We start from the raw sequence: 15,295 nt of genomic DNA on the forward strand, positions 1-15,295 counted from the left end.
GGAGAGCCCGTCTCTTTTTTTGCGCCCGTTAAGAGGCTTTTTTGAGGAGAACCGAAAACCGGAACGCCATCAAAAGGCTTACAGCGCCGACAACGATAAGAATCGTCCCAAGCATATGAAAATGGCCGGCGGTAATTTCTTTTCCGAAAAGAATGCCCAAAATGACAGAAGACAAAATCGAACCGAGATACCGGCAGGTCTGAAACAGGCCGGACGTTGTTCCGGCCATGTCGGCGGGACTCGTTTTCAGCATGGCCGCCTGAAACGTGACATTTCCGAAGCCGTAGCCGACACCCAGCACGGACAGGATCAGCCCTTTTCCTATCATGGGCGCCTGAAGAAAGAAAAACGTTAACAGCACCGCCCCGATCACGGTCAGGCAGGTTCCGGCAACAATCGGCTGAAGAAGCCCTTTCTTATCTATCCATTTTCCGGTCAGAGGCGACACCAGAATACTCATGCCCGACATAAACAGCATAATCAATCCGCTTGTCTGAACGGACAAATGCATTTCATCCTGAAAATAGCTCGGAAGCCCGAAAAAGATGCAGTAAAAGAATATATTCAGCAAAATAAATTGAATATACACCGACGATAGTTTCCGATGCGTTTTAAACAGCCTGACATCAATAAACGGCTTCTCCGTTTTCAGCTCGCGCCAGATAAACAGCCCGACAAACAAAAGCCCGAATACGCCTTCTGTATAGTGAGGCTTCGTACTGAAGGACAATAAAAACGACAAAAGAAGGATAATCGCTCCGGCAAACAGAAGTATCCCGATCGTATCAAGCTGGCGGAGCACGCCTTTCAAGCCGCCGATCTCGCGTTTTTCATCTTTCGGAAACATATACATTCCGAGAAAAAAGCTGAGAATGATAAACGGCAGATTGACGAAAAAGATTGCCGGCCACCCTCCCCAAACGATCAGAAAACCGCCGAGAGTCGGACCGAGCGCCGTCATGGCTGATGCAAAGATTGACAGGACGGCCAGCGCTGAAGCCTGCTTCTCCCGTATATTTGAACGGATCAATCCGACGCCGGACGGATATATCGCGCTGCTTCCGATCGACTGAAAAAGCCGCATGATCAGCAAAGTCATAAAAGTCGGCGCAAACGGCGCGCCGACCGCCGAGACGGCAACAAGCAGAAGCCCGATCAAAAACAGTTTCTTCCTGCCGAGCATATCACCGAGCTTCCCGGTAACAGGCTGCGCCACCGCGCTGGCCAGATAAAAGGACGATATCAGCCAGGACACCGTTGTAAACGACAGGTGAAATTCATGCTGAATACTGTGAAGCGCAAGAGAAATCATCGACGAGTTCAATGGGTTCAGCATCGTCCCCGAAGCCACGGCCGTCAAGAACAGGACGCGGCTTTTTTTGGAGATTGTCATTTTGTCTGTGCGATAAATTCTTCCGTCGTCCGGCTTCTGCCGATTTTCGGGAAGATAAACTTGAGTGTCGCTTCGTGCTGTTCATCGCTGAATGTCGCCATCGCGTCAGTTACGAAAACTTGCTGATACCCGAGCTGAAAAGCTTCTCGTGCCGTGCTTTCCACACCGATGTTTGTCGCAATCCCGCATAACACAATCGTGTCGATTCCCCGTCTTCTGAGCTGAAGGTCCAGGTCCGTGCCGAAAAACGCGCCCCACTGCCGTTTTGTTACCGTATAATCATTTTCTTTCACTCCGATGTCAGGCACAACTTCAGCCCAATCCGCCGGCGGAGCCGAATGGCCCGCCGCCTCTTCATCCGTCAGCGGCTTCAGCGCATCCGCTCCGTCATGAAAATCCACGTTCACAAAGCTGATAAATCCGCCTTTTTCCCGGAACACATTAATTAATTTTTTCGCGTTCGGCACAACGGTACCGCTTTTATCAATCGGCACAATACCTTTTTGTAAATCAATAAGGACCAAAGCCGTTTTTTCAAATTGCAGATTTAATGATGTTGTCATAATGATTCCTCCTGATGCAGTTAGTGTTTCTCACCCCGTTTATTTTACTCTTTCCCGGACAGGATTTCTTCCGCCGTGCTCCGGCGCTCTTTTTATGGATATAAAGTCGCACGACACCCATTTGAAAAAGCAGCATTATGAACGCAAAAAACCATGTCAGATAACCTTACATGAAAATGTTTTATCGTTCTTTTTTCTCTATAATAATGAATTAATCACAATTACATTCTGAATGAGACGGAGGAATACAACATGCAGATGGGCGATACAGTATTTATGTTCTTTTGCGCTTTACTCGTGTGGCTGATGACCCCCGGGCTGGCTTTGTTTTACGGCGGAATGGTAAAAAGCAAAAACGTGCTCAGCACGGCGATGCATAGTTTTTCTTCTCTCGCCATCGTATCCGTCGTTTGGGTTTTGTACGGATATTCACTTGCTTTTGCCCCCGGCAATACATGGCTTGGCGGGATTGAATGGGCCCGGCTGAAGGGGGTCGGCTTTGAACCCGGAAGTTACAGTGATACGATCCCGCATTCCTTGTTCATGATGTTCCAAATGACGTTTGCCGTACTGACGACGGCCATTATTTCCGGAGCATTTGCTGAACGCATGAGATTCAGTGCTTTTCTTGTATTTTCCTTTTTATGGGCTTCCCTCGTATATACGCCCGTTGCGCACTGGGTATGGGGCGGCGGCTGGATCGGCCAAATGGGCGCTCTTGACTTCGCAGGCGGAAACGTCGTCCACATTTCTTCCGGAGTCGCCGGGCTTGTGCTGGCGATTGTGCTCGGGAAACGCAAGGACGGCACGGCGGCTTCGCCTCACAACTTAATTTACACGTTCTTGGGCGGAGCGCTCATCTGGTTCGGATGGTTCGGCTTCAATGTCGGCAGCGCCCTCACGCTTGACAGTATCGCGATGTTTGCCTTCATTAACACAAACACCGCGGCTGCAGCCGGAATTATCGGCTGGATTTTAATCGAATGGATGCTGAATAAAAAACCGACCATGCTGGGTGCTGTATCAGGCGCAATCGCCGGGCTTGTCGCCATTACGCCGGCTGCCGGGTTCGTTACGCCTTTCTCTTCAATCGTAATCGGTTTCATCGGAGGGCTTGTCTGCTTTTGGGGCGTTTATTGGCTCAAAAAGACTTTCGGTTATGATGATGCGCTTGACGCTTTCGGCCTGCATGGGATCGGCGGCACATGGGGCGGCATCGCGACCGGTTTATTCGCCACCACTTCCGTCAATGACGGCGGGGCAAACGGGCTGTTTTACGGCGATCCTGGACTGCTCTGGAAGCAGATTGCGGCCATTGCGGCAACCTATGTATTTGTATTTATTGTCACTTTCGTTATCATTAAAATTGTAGGTCTGTTCATTCCCCTGCGCGCCAGTGAAGAAGAAGAGTCACTTGGGCTTGATTTAACAATGCACGGGGAAAAAGCATATCAGGACTTATAAAGTGAGGAGTGGCTTAGATGAGCGGTCAAATGTTCAAGGTAGAAATCGTTACGCGTCCGGCTAAGTTTGAAACATTGAAACAGGAACTCGGTAAAATCGGAGTCACATCGCTGACCTTCTCCAACGTACACGGCTGCGGCCTTCAAAAAGCCCACACCGAACTGTACCGCGGAGTCAAAATTGAGAGCAATGTGTATGAACGGCTGAAAGTGGAAATCGTTGTCAGCAAGGTCCCCGTTGATCAAGTCGTGGAAACGGCGAAGAAAGTGCTGAAAACGGGAGAGCCCGGAGACGGCAAAATATTCGTCTATGAAATCGGAAACACGATTAATATCCGCACCGGAGAAGAAGGACCAGAAGCTTTATAAACAGGCAGAACGCCCGGGGACAGAAATGTCCCGGGCGTTTTTTCAGCTTCATTAAAAAGAAGAAACCTTTTTTTCATGCGGGACAGGCCGCTTATGCCGTACGGGTTGTTTTTTCGCATATGTACTGATATTGACCAGTATGCCGCACAAAAACAGCGTCATAATCAATGAAGAACCGCCGTAGCTGATAAACGGAAGCGGCACACCCGTAACCGGGAGAAGTCCGCTCATCGCTCCCAAATTCAATACAACCTGAAACATTAATTGAAACGTAATTCCGATGGCAAGAAGCTTCCCGAACGGGTCATCAGCCCGCACGGCCGTTTTTACGCCGAGAAGCATTAACGCAAAATATAATCCCAAAACGATCAGAACACCGAATATCCCCAGCTCTTCGCTGATCACGGCCATAATGAAATCGGTATGCGCCTCAGGCAGATAGTTCATTTTTTCAACACTGTTTCCAAGCCCTCTTCCGAAAAACCCGCCTCCGGAAATAGCAAAATAGGATTGAATCAGCTGATAGCCGTCCCCATTCGCGTCACCAAACGGATTGGTAAAGGAAACGAGGCGCTTCACACGATAGGAAGCGGAAAATGCGAGATAAACAACCCCCGACACCGCCGTCGCGCCGAGCACGAACAGATGGCGCTTTTTCAAGCCGGCACATAATAAAATCGACCCGCACGCCGCCAGGATTAAGGAAGCCGTCCCTAAATCAGGCTCCGCCAATGTCAGCAGAAAAGCAGTTCCCAAAATCACTAAAGGCGGCAGAACCCCTTTCACAAATTGATGAATGTACGGCTGCTTTTTCGTATAAATCGAAGCGAAATACAAAATCATCGCGATCTTCGCCAATTCAGACGGCTGTACGACAAGCGGGCCCGCTCCCAGCCACCTGCGGGAAAAATTCCGCTCCAGCCCGATTCCCGGTATCAATACGAGCAGCAGCAATACCAGCGAACCGACCACAAACAGCGGTACAAGCCGCGCATACCGCTTATACGGCAGACAGGCGGCAAATAGAAATAAGCATAATCCGATCAGTAAAGAGGCACTCTGCTTATGGAAGAAATAGGATGGATCTCCGTACCGCTGAGATCCCATCACATCACTGGCGCTGTACACCATTAACAAGCCGAATCCGCAAAGCAGCATAATGACAAACACAAGCGGCAGATCGGCGTTTTTCAAACGTTTCAGCAACGGACAAAACTCCTTCGGCTATTCTTTTCCCGCATACTTGACGCACAGTAATACAGTCACGTTTCATTCTGTTTACTTTTTTATGATTATTTTTAATACCAATTGTGTCTCATAGAAAAAAGCATTACACTGTTCATATAAAATAAAGATAAAAGGTGATATTTGTGAATTACGAACTATTTAAAGCGATCAATGGTTTGTCGCACCATAGTGCCATTCTCGACTCTATCATGGTATTTATTACGGAATACGCCATTTACGCCTACGCCCTTTTCCTGCTTGCCATGTGGCTGTTCGGAAGCACAAAAGGCAGACAAAACGCCCTGTACGCGGGCTTCACGGGTGTTGCAGCGCTTATCGTCAACTACCTCATCACGAAAGTCTATGTCGAGCCGCGCCCCTTTGTCGAACATACGGTTCATACGCTGATCCCTCATGCCGCGGATGCTTCATTTCCGAGTGACCATACGACAGGCGCTTTGGCGATTTCAATTGCGATTCTGTTCCGCAACAAAAAACTCGGCTGGCCGCTTGTGATTTTCGGCCTTTTGACCGGCTTCTCAAGAATTTGGGTCGGCCACCATTATCCGATCGATGTGCTCGGAAGCATTATCGTTTCCCTCATTGTCGGATTCCTGCTGTTCAGATTTTCAAATGTGCTTCGTCCGATTGTCGATCTGATCGTGCGAATCTATGAAAGTATCGTTCATAAAAGCAAATCGACAAACCATAATATATAAAAAAAGCCGGCGTCTGTCACAGACTGCCGGTTTTTGTATGTTTGGCTGTATGCTTTTTCCTTTGTAAAGCACAGAATGCGGCAATGCCGAGACTGTCAATCAGCACATCGCGGAGGCATCCGTTTCTGCCGAAAAAGAGCTGGACGATTTCTGTCAGGAAAGCGGCGGCCAATGCATACAGCACCGCCCTCTTCATGCGCCTGCGCTCTCTGAAAAACAAATAGGCGAGCACAAAAAATGAAAACGCGTGCCCGAGCTTTTGAATCGCCGCTTCCGATATGGCGAGCTCCGCCATATCGAACACAAAGAAACCGGACACATCCGGATGCGGCGTGAAACGGAAGGACACCGTCTGTGACACAATCATATCGTGAAAGCTTTCCGTCAAAGCCGAAACGAAAACAAAGACGAGCCACCCGGCCGCCAGACATTTATTCATTCAGCATCTCCTTCGTTTTCTACTAGTATAAAGGCACATGCGGCAATATGAAAAGCGCCTATCTGAGCTGATAGGCGCTTTGGGATCAAGATTACTTGCCCGAATCTTTCATTGAGCCGTCATCTTTACCATCTGTCTTGTCTTTTGTGCCGTCCTCTTTGTCACCTGGTTTTTCTTCGGTTTCTTTTTTAGGCATCACATCTTTTTTCTCGGAAGACTGCTGAATTGACCCTTCCGTTTCTTCTGTCACAGCGTTTTTCTCTTCAGCCGCCGCTTTTTCAATAGATGTTACCGGCTTGTCCATAAAATTGAGCGGGTTCATCGCTACGCCGTCCTTGCGGATTTCAAAGTGCACGTGATTTCCGCTTTCTTCACTGTAAAGGTTTTTTCCGGATTTACCGATGACCTGGTTCTGCTTTACTTTGTCGCCCTGATCCACGCTGACTTCAGATAAAGACTGATAGACAGTAGACAGGCCGTCTGAGTGTTCAATTTCAACCACATATCCCAGTACCGGGTCTTTAGCAGCTTTAACAACCGTACCGCTCAGAGAAGCAGAAACATCAAATGATTTTCCGTCTTTCTCAGCTAAGTCAATTCCTTTACTGAGGCTGTACGTGTTATTATAGTTAACAAGTGCTGCTTCTTTCTCTTTTTTTGCGGCATCAGTTTCATAAAACTTTTTCACAACAGAAACATTTTCAGAATGAGCAGCCGGCATTGCGACGTTTTCCATTGACTTGCCTACTTCGACGGCATCGTCTTTGCCGCTGTCATACGCGGAGTTTCCGCCGTTGTTCGTCAGATTGTCCTTCACATCATTCGAAACGGATTGATACCAAAGGACAGCTGTTAAAATGACGGCCGCACTGACTAAGTAGATTGCAGGGAATATCCAGCGTTTGCGAAAAAACCGCTGAAGTTTTTTGACTTGAGAAGTTTTCTTTTCTTCCTCTCTCATTTGTTCATCACCTCAGCAACATTCTGAACACTTTTCTGAAAATATATACACATCCATAAAAAACTTTTTTGGAAATAGTATGTGCAGATTGCACTTAATTATGTAATGAAATGTGAAGGGAGATCCCGGAATATGAATTTGACCCTGCGCAAAGCCGTATTGGAGGATTTAAATGCGGTGGTGGCCATATACAACTCGACGATTGCCTCACGAATGGTAACGGCTGATACGGAAGAAGTGACGCCCGCAGACCGGATGGATTGGTTTTTGCGGCACACGGACCGGCGCCCGCTGATGGTCGCGGAAGATGAAACCGGCAAAGTGGCGGCCTGGATCAGCTTTGAAACGTTTTACGGCCGTCCGGCCTATGACAAAACGGCGGAGATCAGCATCTATCTGCATCAGGATTGCCGCGGCAAAGGAGCAGGAAGCTTTCTGCTGAAAGAAGCCCTGGCACTCGCTCCGGCAATCGGCATCCGCAGCCTGATGGCTTTTATCTTCGGACATAATGTGCCGAGCATTAAGCTGTTTGAAAAATTCGGTTTTACCGAATGGGGCGTATTCCCGGGTATCGCCGAAATGGACGGAAAACGATATGACTTGAACATTTTAGGGAGAGAACTGTCATGATCACCATTGATAAAGACAAAGACGAAAACCAGCCGCTCAATAAAAAAGCCCGTTCCCTTGCCGACATCGCCAAATGGGGAAAGATCACCGCCGTGTTTCTGATCATCACGGGCTCTCTTTCCGCTCTGTCAGCCATTGTGACGCTGCTCGGAGCCATTCCGGGGGTTCTGCTCATCATTTCCGGCGTCATGCTGATGCGCTCGGCAAAAGCGGCTGCCGCCCTTCAGGAAGGACTAGAAGAAAACGCGGAAGAAAATATGCTTGCACATTACGCGTCATTTATCAAAATGCAGTTTTTTTACGCGGCATCCAGTGTGGTATTGGGCATTCTCGCTTTTATTTTAGTCGTCATCTTCGCTGTCATCGGAATTATCGCTTATCACAGCACTGATACGTATGACACGCCTGATTCATATTACTATGAGAACGACCCGGTGTTTGAATGACAAAAAGAGCTGATCGCGCGTCAGCTCTTTTTTAATAAAGCATTTCTTTTTTCCGGTCTTCTTCCGTTAAAAATTCAATAAAGCTCTTCATCGCAGACGGCTCCTCGGCAATCAGACGGGTATAGGCGCTTTTCCGTTCCTCGGACAGAATATCGCTTTTTCTGATTCTGTTCAGCATATAAAGGCGGATCGTTTTTTGCACCTGTTTCCGCTGATAGCCGGCTTCCTTAAACAACGCAAGACCCCAGGCCGCAAGGAGGGCAAAAATGCCGGCCGACACGAGAGCTCCTCTCCCGGAAGGGGCCTGAATCAAAAGCGATGCCAGATGAAACAGACTAAAAGCGGCGAGCGGGAAAGCAAGAAAACGGTAAATGATGCTTTTTTTCATCAGCGGCGCAATGGCGATTTGTATTTTCTGAATTTCTTTTTTTATGAATCCCGGCAATTGTTCCGCATGCTCCAGCTTCATGCCCTCTCCCCTTTGCTGTCATTTTTGTCTTCTTTTTCATATATGCATATTTTACCGCACCCGGAACTTTCTTTGAAAGAAAACTGCATTCATCTTTGATTCCGGCTCTTTATTCTTTCAAAATGTCAATGTTATAATTTGAAATGGGAATCAGATTGCTGCACTTGTCGGAATACTAATGGGCACAGTCTTGATAAATATGATATAGCGGGGTTGCAAAGTGAGCATTTCATTTATTTTATTCGGATTTTTTTTCGTTTTAAATATACTTTTGGCCGTCATCATGATTTTCAAAGAAAGACGCGATGCCAGCGCTTCATGGGCTTGGCTCTTGGTTCTTTTTTTTATTCCCATTTTAGGGTTTATTTTATACCTGTTATTCGGCCATAACCTGAGACGCAAGCATCTGTTTCAGTGGGAAGACCGTAAAAAAATCGGGATTGAAAAGCTGCTGAAGTCTCAGCTGAAGGATCTGAAGTCGAGGCAATTCCAATTTAACAACAGGGCGACTGTGGATAATAAAGACCTCATCTATATGCTTGTCATGAACAACCACGCAGTCTTTACAGAGGATAATTCGGTGGAGATTTTGACGGACGGGCGCGATAAGTTCAAACGCTTAATGAAGGACATTTCCAACGCAAAAGATCACATTCACCTTCAATACTATATTTATAAAGGTGATGAACTGGGAAAAAAATTGCGCGATGCCTTAGTGAAAAAAGCACGCGAAGGCGTAAAAGTCAGAGTGTTATATGATGAACTCGGTTCAAGATCACTCAGAAAAAAATTCTTCAAACCGCTGCGGGACGCCGGCGGCCATGTGGAAGTCTTTTTTCCTTCCAGGCTTCGTCCGATTAATTTGCGGCTCAATTACCGGAATCACCGCAAGCTCGTCATCATTGACGGCGAAACCGGCTATGTCGGCGGCTTTAACGTCGGAGATGAGTATCTCGGCCTGAATCCGAAATTCGGCTACTGGCGCGATACGCACCTCAGGCTTCAAGGCACGGCGGTACACGCCATTCAGACACGGTTTATCCTCGATTGGAACCAAGCCTCCCATCATCATACGCTCACATACGTTCCGAATCATTTTCCGGAATGCGAGCCGAAGGGCAATGTCGGGATGCAGATTGTCACGAGCGGACCGGACTCAGAATGGGAACAAATTAAAAACGGCTATATCAAGATGATCTCAACGGCCAAACGGTCAATCCTGATTCAGACGCCTTACTTTATTCCTGACTCAAGTCTTTTAGATGCCCTCAGGATCGCCTGTCTGTCAGGCATCGACGTCAAAATCATGATTCCGAACAAGCCGGATCACGCTTTCGTTTACTGGGCGACTTTATCTTACATCGGCGATCTTTTGAAAGCCGGAGCCTCAGTCTACATTTACGATAACGGCTTTATTCATGCAAAAACGATTGTCGTCGATGATGAGACGGCTTCAGTCGGTACGGCGAATATCGACGTCAGAAGCTTCAGACTTAATTTTGAAGTCAACGCCTTTATTTATGACGTCACCATTGCGAAAAAACTCATTTCCTCATTTAAAGAAGATCTGCTCGTCTCCAGAAAATATACGTATGAAGAATATCAGGAGCGTTCGCTGCGGATCCGCATTAAAGAATCGATTTCAAGACTTCTTTCGCCGATTTTGTAATTCCCGGGGTGTTTCTCGGGAATTTTCTGATACAAAACGGACACGGCACGAAAAAACACATTTTATATTCAAAAGAATGACCCAATAGTGTATAAATGAAAAGTGAGTATTTTTTTGTAAAGGAGTGCCATAGTTTGAAACCTGAATCAGTGAATCGTTCGCTTATTGCTATTTCAAAATGGGGAAAAGCGACAGGTATTTTATTTATTATCGTGGGTGCGTTTGCGGCGCTGTCGGGCGCGTTTTTCTTTTTAATCGGAGCCATTCCCGGCGTTCTGCAGATCATTGCCGGCATTTTTCTGATGCGCTCGGCAAATGAAGCGGGACAGATGGCGGAGCAGTTCAATGAACTGACAGAGGAACATATGCTGGAGAATTATGCAAAGTTCGTGAAAATGCAGGGGATCTACCTGATTGTGACGGTCGGCTTGTCCGTTCTCGGTATCGTTCTCTTCATTGTCCTCATGACGCTCGGCATCGTGGACGGCGTGTTTAATAATATTGATGCCAATACATATTAAAAAGGAAAATCCCGGCGCATCCGCCCGGGATTTTTTCTTATTCCGCTTCTTCGATAACGGTAAAGCGTTCGTTTTTGTGCTTCGGATTATGCAATTCGTTCAATACGACGATGGCATAATGGCGCAGCTGATGCAGCTGTCTGCAAATATTCCTTCAGACATTCCGGCTTCAGCTCAAAAAAGTTTATTCAAATAAAAACTTTTCCTCAGAGTTTCAACTGAAATCACTCAATTGTTCGACTGTTCCTGATCAGGTTTAGAAGCAAGAATTGTGATTCTGCAAAATAAGGATAAAAGCCCTGATGGAACAAGACCACTCATCATACAGTTTTTTGGGTCTTTGTAATTAAATTACAATTGTTCTTAATATTCACTCATGTATTCATGCTATTATATTGAAAGGAACGATCAAAAGCGTTGGCGTTCGTTAAATATTTACGAGTGCTGCCTCATGTCAAAGTCAGAAAAAATAGTATAGGAGGTAACATATGTTTAAGTTTAAAAAGAAATTCTTAGTTGGATTAACGGCTGCTTTCATGAGTATCAGCATGTTTTCGGCAACCGCCTCTGCAGCTGGCACAGATTACTGGCAAAATTGGACTGATGGGGGCGGAACAGTCAACGCTGTCAATGGATCTGGCGGGAATTACAGTGTTAATTGGTCTAATACCGGAAATTTCGTTGTTGGTAAAGGCTGGACTACAGGCTCGCCATTTAGAACAATAAACTATAATGCCGGAGTCTGGGCGCCGAATGGCAATGGATATTTGACTTTATATGGCTGGACGAGAGCACCTCTCATCGAATATTATGTAGTGGATTCATGGGGTACTTACAGACCTACCGGAACGTATAAAGGTACTGTAAAGAGTGATGGAGGTACATATGACATATATACAACGACACGTTATAACGCACCTTCCATTGATGGCGATAACACTACTTTTACGCAGTACTGGAGTGTTCGCCAGTCGAAGAGACCGACCGGAAGCAACGCTGCAATCACTTTCAGCAATCATGTTAACGCATGGAAGAGCCATGGAATGAATCTGGGCAGTAATTGGGCTTATCAAGTCTTAGCGACAGAAGGATATAAAAGCAGCGGAAGTTCTAATGTAACAGTGTGGTAACAGCTCATCTTTAATTAGGGGCAGCTAACGGGCTGCTGATCGTTCCTAGAGAAATTTTATAATCATTGTTAAGAGGCGAACGGTTTTGGCATTGCCGGAGGCAGGATATCATTTTTTGTTTAACTTGCTCACAGCTGACACCTTCACATAAGTCTTAAGCAAAATAAAAATATCCCGGTAACCGCCTCCTTTAGTTCCGGAGGATTTCTTCATTAAACAGATCGCAATCCGCATCCAGGCGTGTCTGAATATGGAGCCAAAACCGTGATTTCCTCATTATAACTTGTAACCATTTTTGTTACACCTATAGCAGCATGAACCCATCTCTTTTTAACAAAAGAGATGATTCATTACATCATAAAGGGACTTGCTCGCAAGTTCATTCTCCATTGCCCGCTGTACGCTTCCGAACGTCTCATCGAGCGCGCGCTGAATATTTTTTCCGACCGGACAGTCGGGGTTCGGATTGTCGTGAACCGCAAAAAGCTCTTCCTTATTCTGCACCGCCCTGTAAACCTCTAAGAGGGTGATCTCCGACGGATCTTTTTTCAGGCTGGCTCCCGGAACACCCGCCCGGGATGTCAGAATACCCGCTTTTTTCAGCTGGCTGATCGTTCTCCGCACGACGACGGGATTGGTGTTTACGCTGCCCGCAATCATATCCGATGACGCCCGTTCATCCGTTGAGATCAGCGATAGAATGTGAATGGCCACAGCAAGACGGCTGTTAATCATGTTTTTCACCACCGTTGTAACCACAATAGTTACATTTCATTTGTTTGTCAACTACTAATATACACTAAAACGGGCGGCAGGATGAAATCAAGTTGGCAATAGAGGTGTAAACAGGCCGGCGGGAAACCGGCCGGAGAGGGATTAAAATAAGAAATAACGCTGTCCGAGCGGAACATAGCTGACGGGCTGGCATGCCAGCTCTTCTCCGTCGGCGAACACCTGATAGGTTTTCGGATCGACTTGTATATTCGGCATCGCGTCATTCAGCTTCATGTCGAGCTTACTCAGCTTACGGATATTCCGTACGGGAGAAATCATTTTTTCAAGGCCGAGCTTTTCCGGCACACCGTTTGCGATACCGGCCTGGGACATAAATGTAATAGAGGTATTTCGGTTTGCTTTACCGTATGATGCGTACATCTGCCGCATAAACACGGGCTCAGGCGTCGGAATGGAAGCATTCGGATCTCCCATTTGGGCGCGGGCGATCATGCCGCCTTTGAGCACAAGTTCAGGTTTGACGCCGAAGAAAACCGGGTCCCATAGTACGAGGTCGGCGAGCTTTCCTTTTTCAACGGAACCGACTTCATGGCTCAGGCCGTGAGTGACGGCCGGGTTGATCGTGTATTTGGCGATATAGCGTTTGGCGCGCACATTGTCATTGCCGTTTTCTCCTGATAGAGCGCCGCGCTGTTTTTTCATTTTATCGGCCACCTGCCATGTCCGGATAATCACTTCTCCCACCCTGCCCATCGCCTGCGAGTCAGATGATGTCATGCTGATCGCGCCGATATCGTGCAGAATATCCTCCGCCGCAATGGTGGCCGCTCTGATGCGTGAATGACTGAACGCCACGTCTTCAGGCACTTTTGAATCTAAATGATGGCAGACCATCATCATATCAAGATGCTCGTCCATCGTGTTGACGGTATATGGAATCGTCGGCGTCGTAGAGGACGGCAGGATATTGGCGTAAGATGCGAGTTTCATAATATCCGGTGCGTGGCCTCCGCCGGCTCCCTCTATGTGATATGTATGGATAACCCGGTCGCCGATCGCATCAAGCGTATTTTCTAAAAAGCCCGCTTCATTTATCGTGTCTGTATGGATCGCCACCTGAATGTCCGCCTCATCCGCCGCTTCCATGCAAGCTTTAATGGCGCTTGGCGTTGATCCCCAATCTTCATGCAGCTTCAGGCCGATCGCGCCTGCTTCCACCTGCTCGATCAGCGGTGCTTTATCGGATGCATTCCCTTTTCCTAAGAAACCGACGTTGATCGGAAACTCCTCGGCCGCTTCCAGCATTCTCGACATGTACCATGCACCGGATGTACAAGTCGTCGCTTTACTTCCCGTCGCAGGACCCGTTCCGCCGCCGAGAAGCGTGGTCACGCCTGAAGAAAGCGCGACTTCCATCTGCTGCGGGCAGATAAAGTGGATATGCGTATCCACCCCGCCGGCCGTTACGATTTTCCCTTCGCCGGAAATGACTTCTGTTCCGGCACCGATAATCATGTGCGGGTCCACCCCATCCATAATATCAGGGTTGCCGCTTTTCCCGACGCCGACAATCCGGCCGTCCTTCACCCCGATATCCGCCTTGACGATTCCGGTATAATCCAGGATAACCGCGTTTGTAATGACCAGATCAAGCGCTCCGTCTTTCCCGGTGATACGCCCGTTCTGCCCCATGCCGTCCCGGATTGTTTTCCCTCCGCCGAAAATCATTTCTTCACCGTAATTCGTGAAATCTTTTTCGACTTCAATCCATAAATCCGTATCTCCGAGTCTGACTTTGTCTCCCGTTGTCGGTCCGAACAGTTCTGCGTATTGCTCACGTGACATTTTCATCGGATCGCCTCCTCCATCCATCCGGCTTTTTTAAGATTTGACAGAGTCTTCTCTTTTCCCCGCTCATCCATATACGTATCGGCCATGCCGTTGAGACCTCTGACCGTTTTTCGCCCTCCGATTTCCACGAGCGTGACGGTTTTCTCTTCTCCCGGTTCAAAACGGACAGATGTGCCTGACGGGATATCAAGGCGCATGCCGATTGCTTTGTCCCGATTGAAGGAAAGGGCGCCGTTGGCTTCGGCAAAATGAAAATGCGATCCTACCTGCACTGACCGTGTTCCGTTATTGGTGACTGACACCTCCAGCGTCTTCCGGCCTTCGTTAATGGTGATGATCCCCTTTGCGACTTGAATCGCTCCCGGCTTCATGACTTCACCTCCGCTTTGATCGGCTGATGAACGGTGACAAGCTTAACCCCGTCCGGGAACGTCGCTTCCACCTGAATGCTGTCCAGCATTTCCGGAACGCCTTCCATAACATCTTTTTCCGTCAATACATTGCGGCCGGATTCCATCAGCTCAGCAACGCTTTTTCCGTCTCTCGCGCCTTCCATCAGATAACAGGTCAAATATGCGGCGGCTTCGGGATAATTCAGCAGAACGCCGCGCGCCTTCCGCTGCTTAGCGAGCTCTCCCGCCGTAAAAATAAGCAATTTTTCTTGCTCAACCGGTGTCAGTTTCATCTGTATTCCCCCTTAGTGATAGTCA

18 protein-coding genes and 1 pseudogene are annotated in these 15,295 nt (G+C 47.7%); 8 read left to right on the forward strand and 11 right to left on the reverse strand.

The window, feature by feature from the left end; genetic code table 11:
- Positions 1-28: 28 nt before the first annotated feature.
- Both NYE42_RS18210 and NYE42_RS18215 read right to left on the reverse strand, forming a co-directional pair.
- Positions 29-1,393, reverse strand: coding sequence for an MFS transporter (locus NYE42_RS18210; protein WP_040238770.1), 1,365 nt, complete (start codon positions 1,391-1,393; stop codon positions 29-31).
- Positions 1,390-1,956, reverse strand: a complete 567-nt coding sequence (locus tag NYE42_RS18215) for an isochorismatase family protein (RefSeq protein ID WP_352426629.1) — start codon at positions 1,954-1,956, stop codon at positions 1,390-1,392. Before NYE42_RS18215 ends, NYE42_RS18210 begins: the two co-directional genes overlap by 4 nt.
- 252 nt (positions 1,957-2,208) lie before the next feature.
- Here NYE42_RS18215 and NYE42_RS18220 point away from each other — a divergent pair, with 252 nt between their 5' ends.
- Entirely contained in the window at positions 2,209-3,420 is a 1,212-nt protein-coding gene (locus NYE42_RS18220) for an ammonium transporter (protein WP_352426630.1), read from the forward strand.
- A 17-nt stretch (positions 3,421-3,437) separates the two neighbouring features.
- Complete coding sequence (locus NYE42_RS18225; RefSeq protein ID WP_014419080.1) at positions 3,438-3,788, forward strand: P-II family nitrogen regulator; 351 nt, start codon at positions 3,438-3,440, stop codon at positions 3,786-3,788.
- Positions 3,789-3,839: 51 nt separating this feature from the next.
- Here NYE42_RS18225 and ftsW read toward each other — a convergent pair whose 3' ends face one another.
- Complete coding sequence (ftsW, locus tag NYE42_RS18230) at positions 3,840-4,994, reverse strand: putative lipid II flippase FtsW (protein WP_007407568.1); 1,155 nt, start codon at positions 4,992-4,994, stop codon at positions 3,840-3,842.
- A 164-nt stretch (positions 4,995-5,158) separates the two neighbouring features.
- Here ftsW and NYE42_RS18235 point away from each other — a divergent pair, with 164 nt between their 5' ends.
- Positions 5,159-5,734 (forward strand): undecaprenyl-diphosphatase, encoded by a 576-nt coding sequence (locus NYE42_RS18235; RefSeq protein ID WP_007407569.1) that lies wholly within the window; start codon positions 5,159-5,161, stop codon positions 5,732-5,734.
- A 16-nt stretch (positions 5,735-5,750) separates the two neighbouring features.
- Here the strand turns inward: NYE42_RS18235 and NYE42_RS18240 are convergent, their stop codons facing one another.
- Both NYE42_RS18240 and NYE42_RS18245 read right to left on the reverse strand, forming a co-directional pair.
- On the reverse strand, positions 5,751-6,173 hold the full coding sequence (locus NYE42_RS18240) for a VanZ family protein (RefSeq protein ID WP_040238767.1): 423 nt from the start codon (positions 6,171-6,173) through the stop codon (positions 5,751-5,753).
- 91 nt (positions 6,174-6,264) lie between these two features.
- On the reverse strand, positions 6,265-7,134 hold the full coding sequence (locus tag NYE42_RS18245) for a M23 family metallopeptidase (RefSeq protein WP_199022215.1): 870 nt from the start codon (positions 7,132-7,134) through the stop codon (positions 6,265-6,267).
- Between the two features lie 138 nt (positions 7,135-7,272).
- Here NYE42_RS18245 and NYE42_RS18250 point away from each other — a divergent pair, with 138 nt between their 5' ends.
- Entirely contained in the window at positions 7,273-7,764 is a 492-nt protein-coding gene (locus NYE42_RS18250) for a GNAT family N-acetyltransferase (protein ID WP_105322165.1), read from the forward strand.
- A complete protein-coding gene (locus NYE42_RS18255; protein ID WP_007407573.1) occupies positions 7,761-8,210 on the forward strand; it encodes a DUF5362 family protein in 450 nt (149 codons plus the stop codon). The genes NYE42_RS18250 and NYE42_RS18255 overlap by 4 nt, the downstream gene beginning before the upstream one ends.
- Before the next feature lie 31 nt (positions 8,211-8,241).
- Here the strand turns inward: NYE42_RS18255 and NYE42_RS18260 are convergent, their stop codons facing one another.
- The gene (locus tag NYE42_RS18260; RefSeq protein WP_064115302.1) at positions 8,242-8,679 is read right to left on the reverse strand and encodes a DUF5392 family protein; all 438 of its coding nucleotides are present in this window, start codon (positions 8,677-8,679) and stop codon (positions 8,242-8,244) included.
- Positions 8,680-8,899: 220 nt separating this feature from the next.
- Here NYE42_RS18260 and cls point away from each other — a divergent pair, with 220 nt between their 5' ends.
- Both cls and NYE42_RS18270 read left to right on the forward strand, forming a co-directional pair.
- Positions 8,900-10,348: a cardiolipin synthase gene (cls, locus tag NYE42_RS18265; protein ID WP_007407575.1), complete on the forward strand. Its 1,449-nt coding sequence runs from the start codon at positions 8,900-8,902 to the stop codon at positions 10,346-10,348.
- A gap of 134 nt (positions 10,349-10,482) precedes the next feature.
- Positions 10,483-10,869, forward strand: coding sequence for a DUF5362 family protein (locus NYE42_RS18270; RefSeq protein WP_144463855.1), 387 nt, complete (start codon positions 10,483-10,485; stop codon positions 10,867-10,869).
- A gap of 37 nt (positions 10,870-10,906) precedes the next feature.
- Here NYE42_RS18270 and NYE42_RS18275 read toward each other — a convergent pair.
- Positions 10,907-11,010 (reverse strand): annotated as a pseudogene (locus NYE42_RS18275) (NAD(P)-dependent oxidoreductase); the annotation flags it as partial.
- A 347-nt stretch (positions 11,011-11,357) separates the two neighbouring features.
- Here NYE42_RS18275 and xynA point away from each other — a divergent pair.
- Positions 11,358-11,999: an endo-1,4-beta-xylanase XynA gene (xynA, locus tag NYE42_RS18280; RefSeq protein WP_007407578.1), complete on the forward strand. Its 642-nt coding sequence runs from the start codon at positions 11,358-11,360 to the stop codon at positions 11,997-11,999.
- A gap of 330 nt (positions 12,000-12,329) precedes the next feature.
- Here the strand turns inward: xynA and NYE42_RS18285 are convergent, their stop codons facing one another.
- The 4 genes from NYE42_RS18285 to ureA all read right to left on the reverse strand — a co-directional run bounded on the left by NYE42_RS18285 (position 12,330) and on the right by ureA (position 15,270).
- The gene (locus NYE42_RS18285; protein WP_003151203.1) at positions 12,330-12,734 is read right to left on the reverse strand and encodes an Rrf2 family transcriptional regulator; all 405 of its coding nucleotides are present in this window, start codon (positions 12,732-12,734) and stop codon (positions 12,330-12,332) included.
- A 141-nt stretch (positions 12,735-12,875) separates the two neighbouring features.
- Positions 12,876-14,585, reverse strand: coding sequence for an urease subunit alpha (gene ureC / locus NYE42_RS18290; protein ID WP_007407580.1), 1,710 nt, complete (start codon positions 14,583-14,585; stop codon positions 12,876-12,878).
- Positions 14,582-14,956: an urease subunit beta gene (gene ureB, locus NYE42_RS18295; protein WP_012118652.1), complete on the reverse strand. Its 375-nt coding sequence runs from the start codon at positions 14,954-14,956 to the stop codon at positions 14,582-14,584. Before ureB ends, ureC begins: the two co-directional genes overlap by 4 nt.
- The gene (gene ureA / locus NYE42_RS18300; protein WP_007407581.1) at positions 14,953-15,270 is read right to left on the reverse strand and encodes an urease subunit gamma; all 318 of its coding nucleotides are present in this window, start codon (positions 15,268-15,270) and stop codon (positions 14,953-14,955) included. Before ureA ends, ureB begins: the two co-directional genes overlap by 4 nt.
- Positions 15,271-15,295 lie beyond the last annotated feature (25 nt).

The organism is Bacillus sp. FSL K6-2865, from assembly GCF_040311405.1.
Classification (GTDB): Bacteria; Bacillota; Bacilli; order Bacillales; family Bacillaceae; genus Bacillus; species Bacillus velezensis.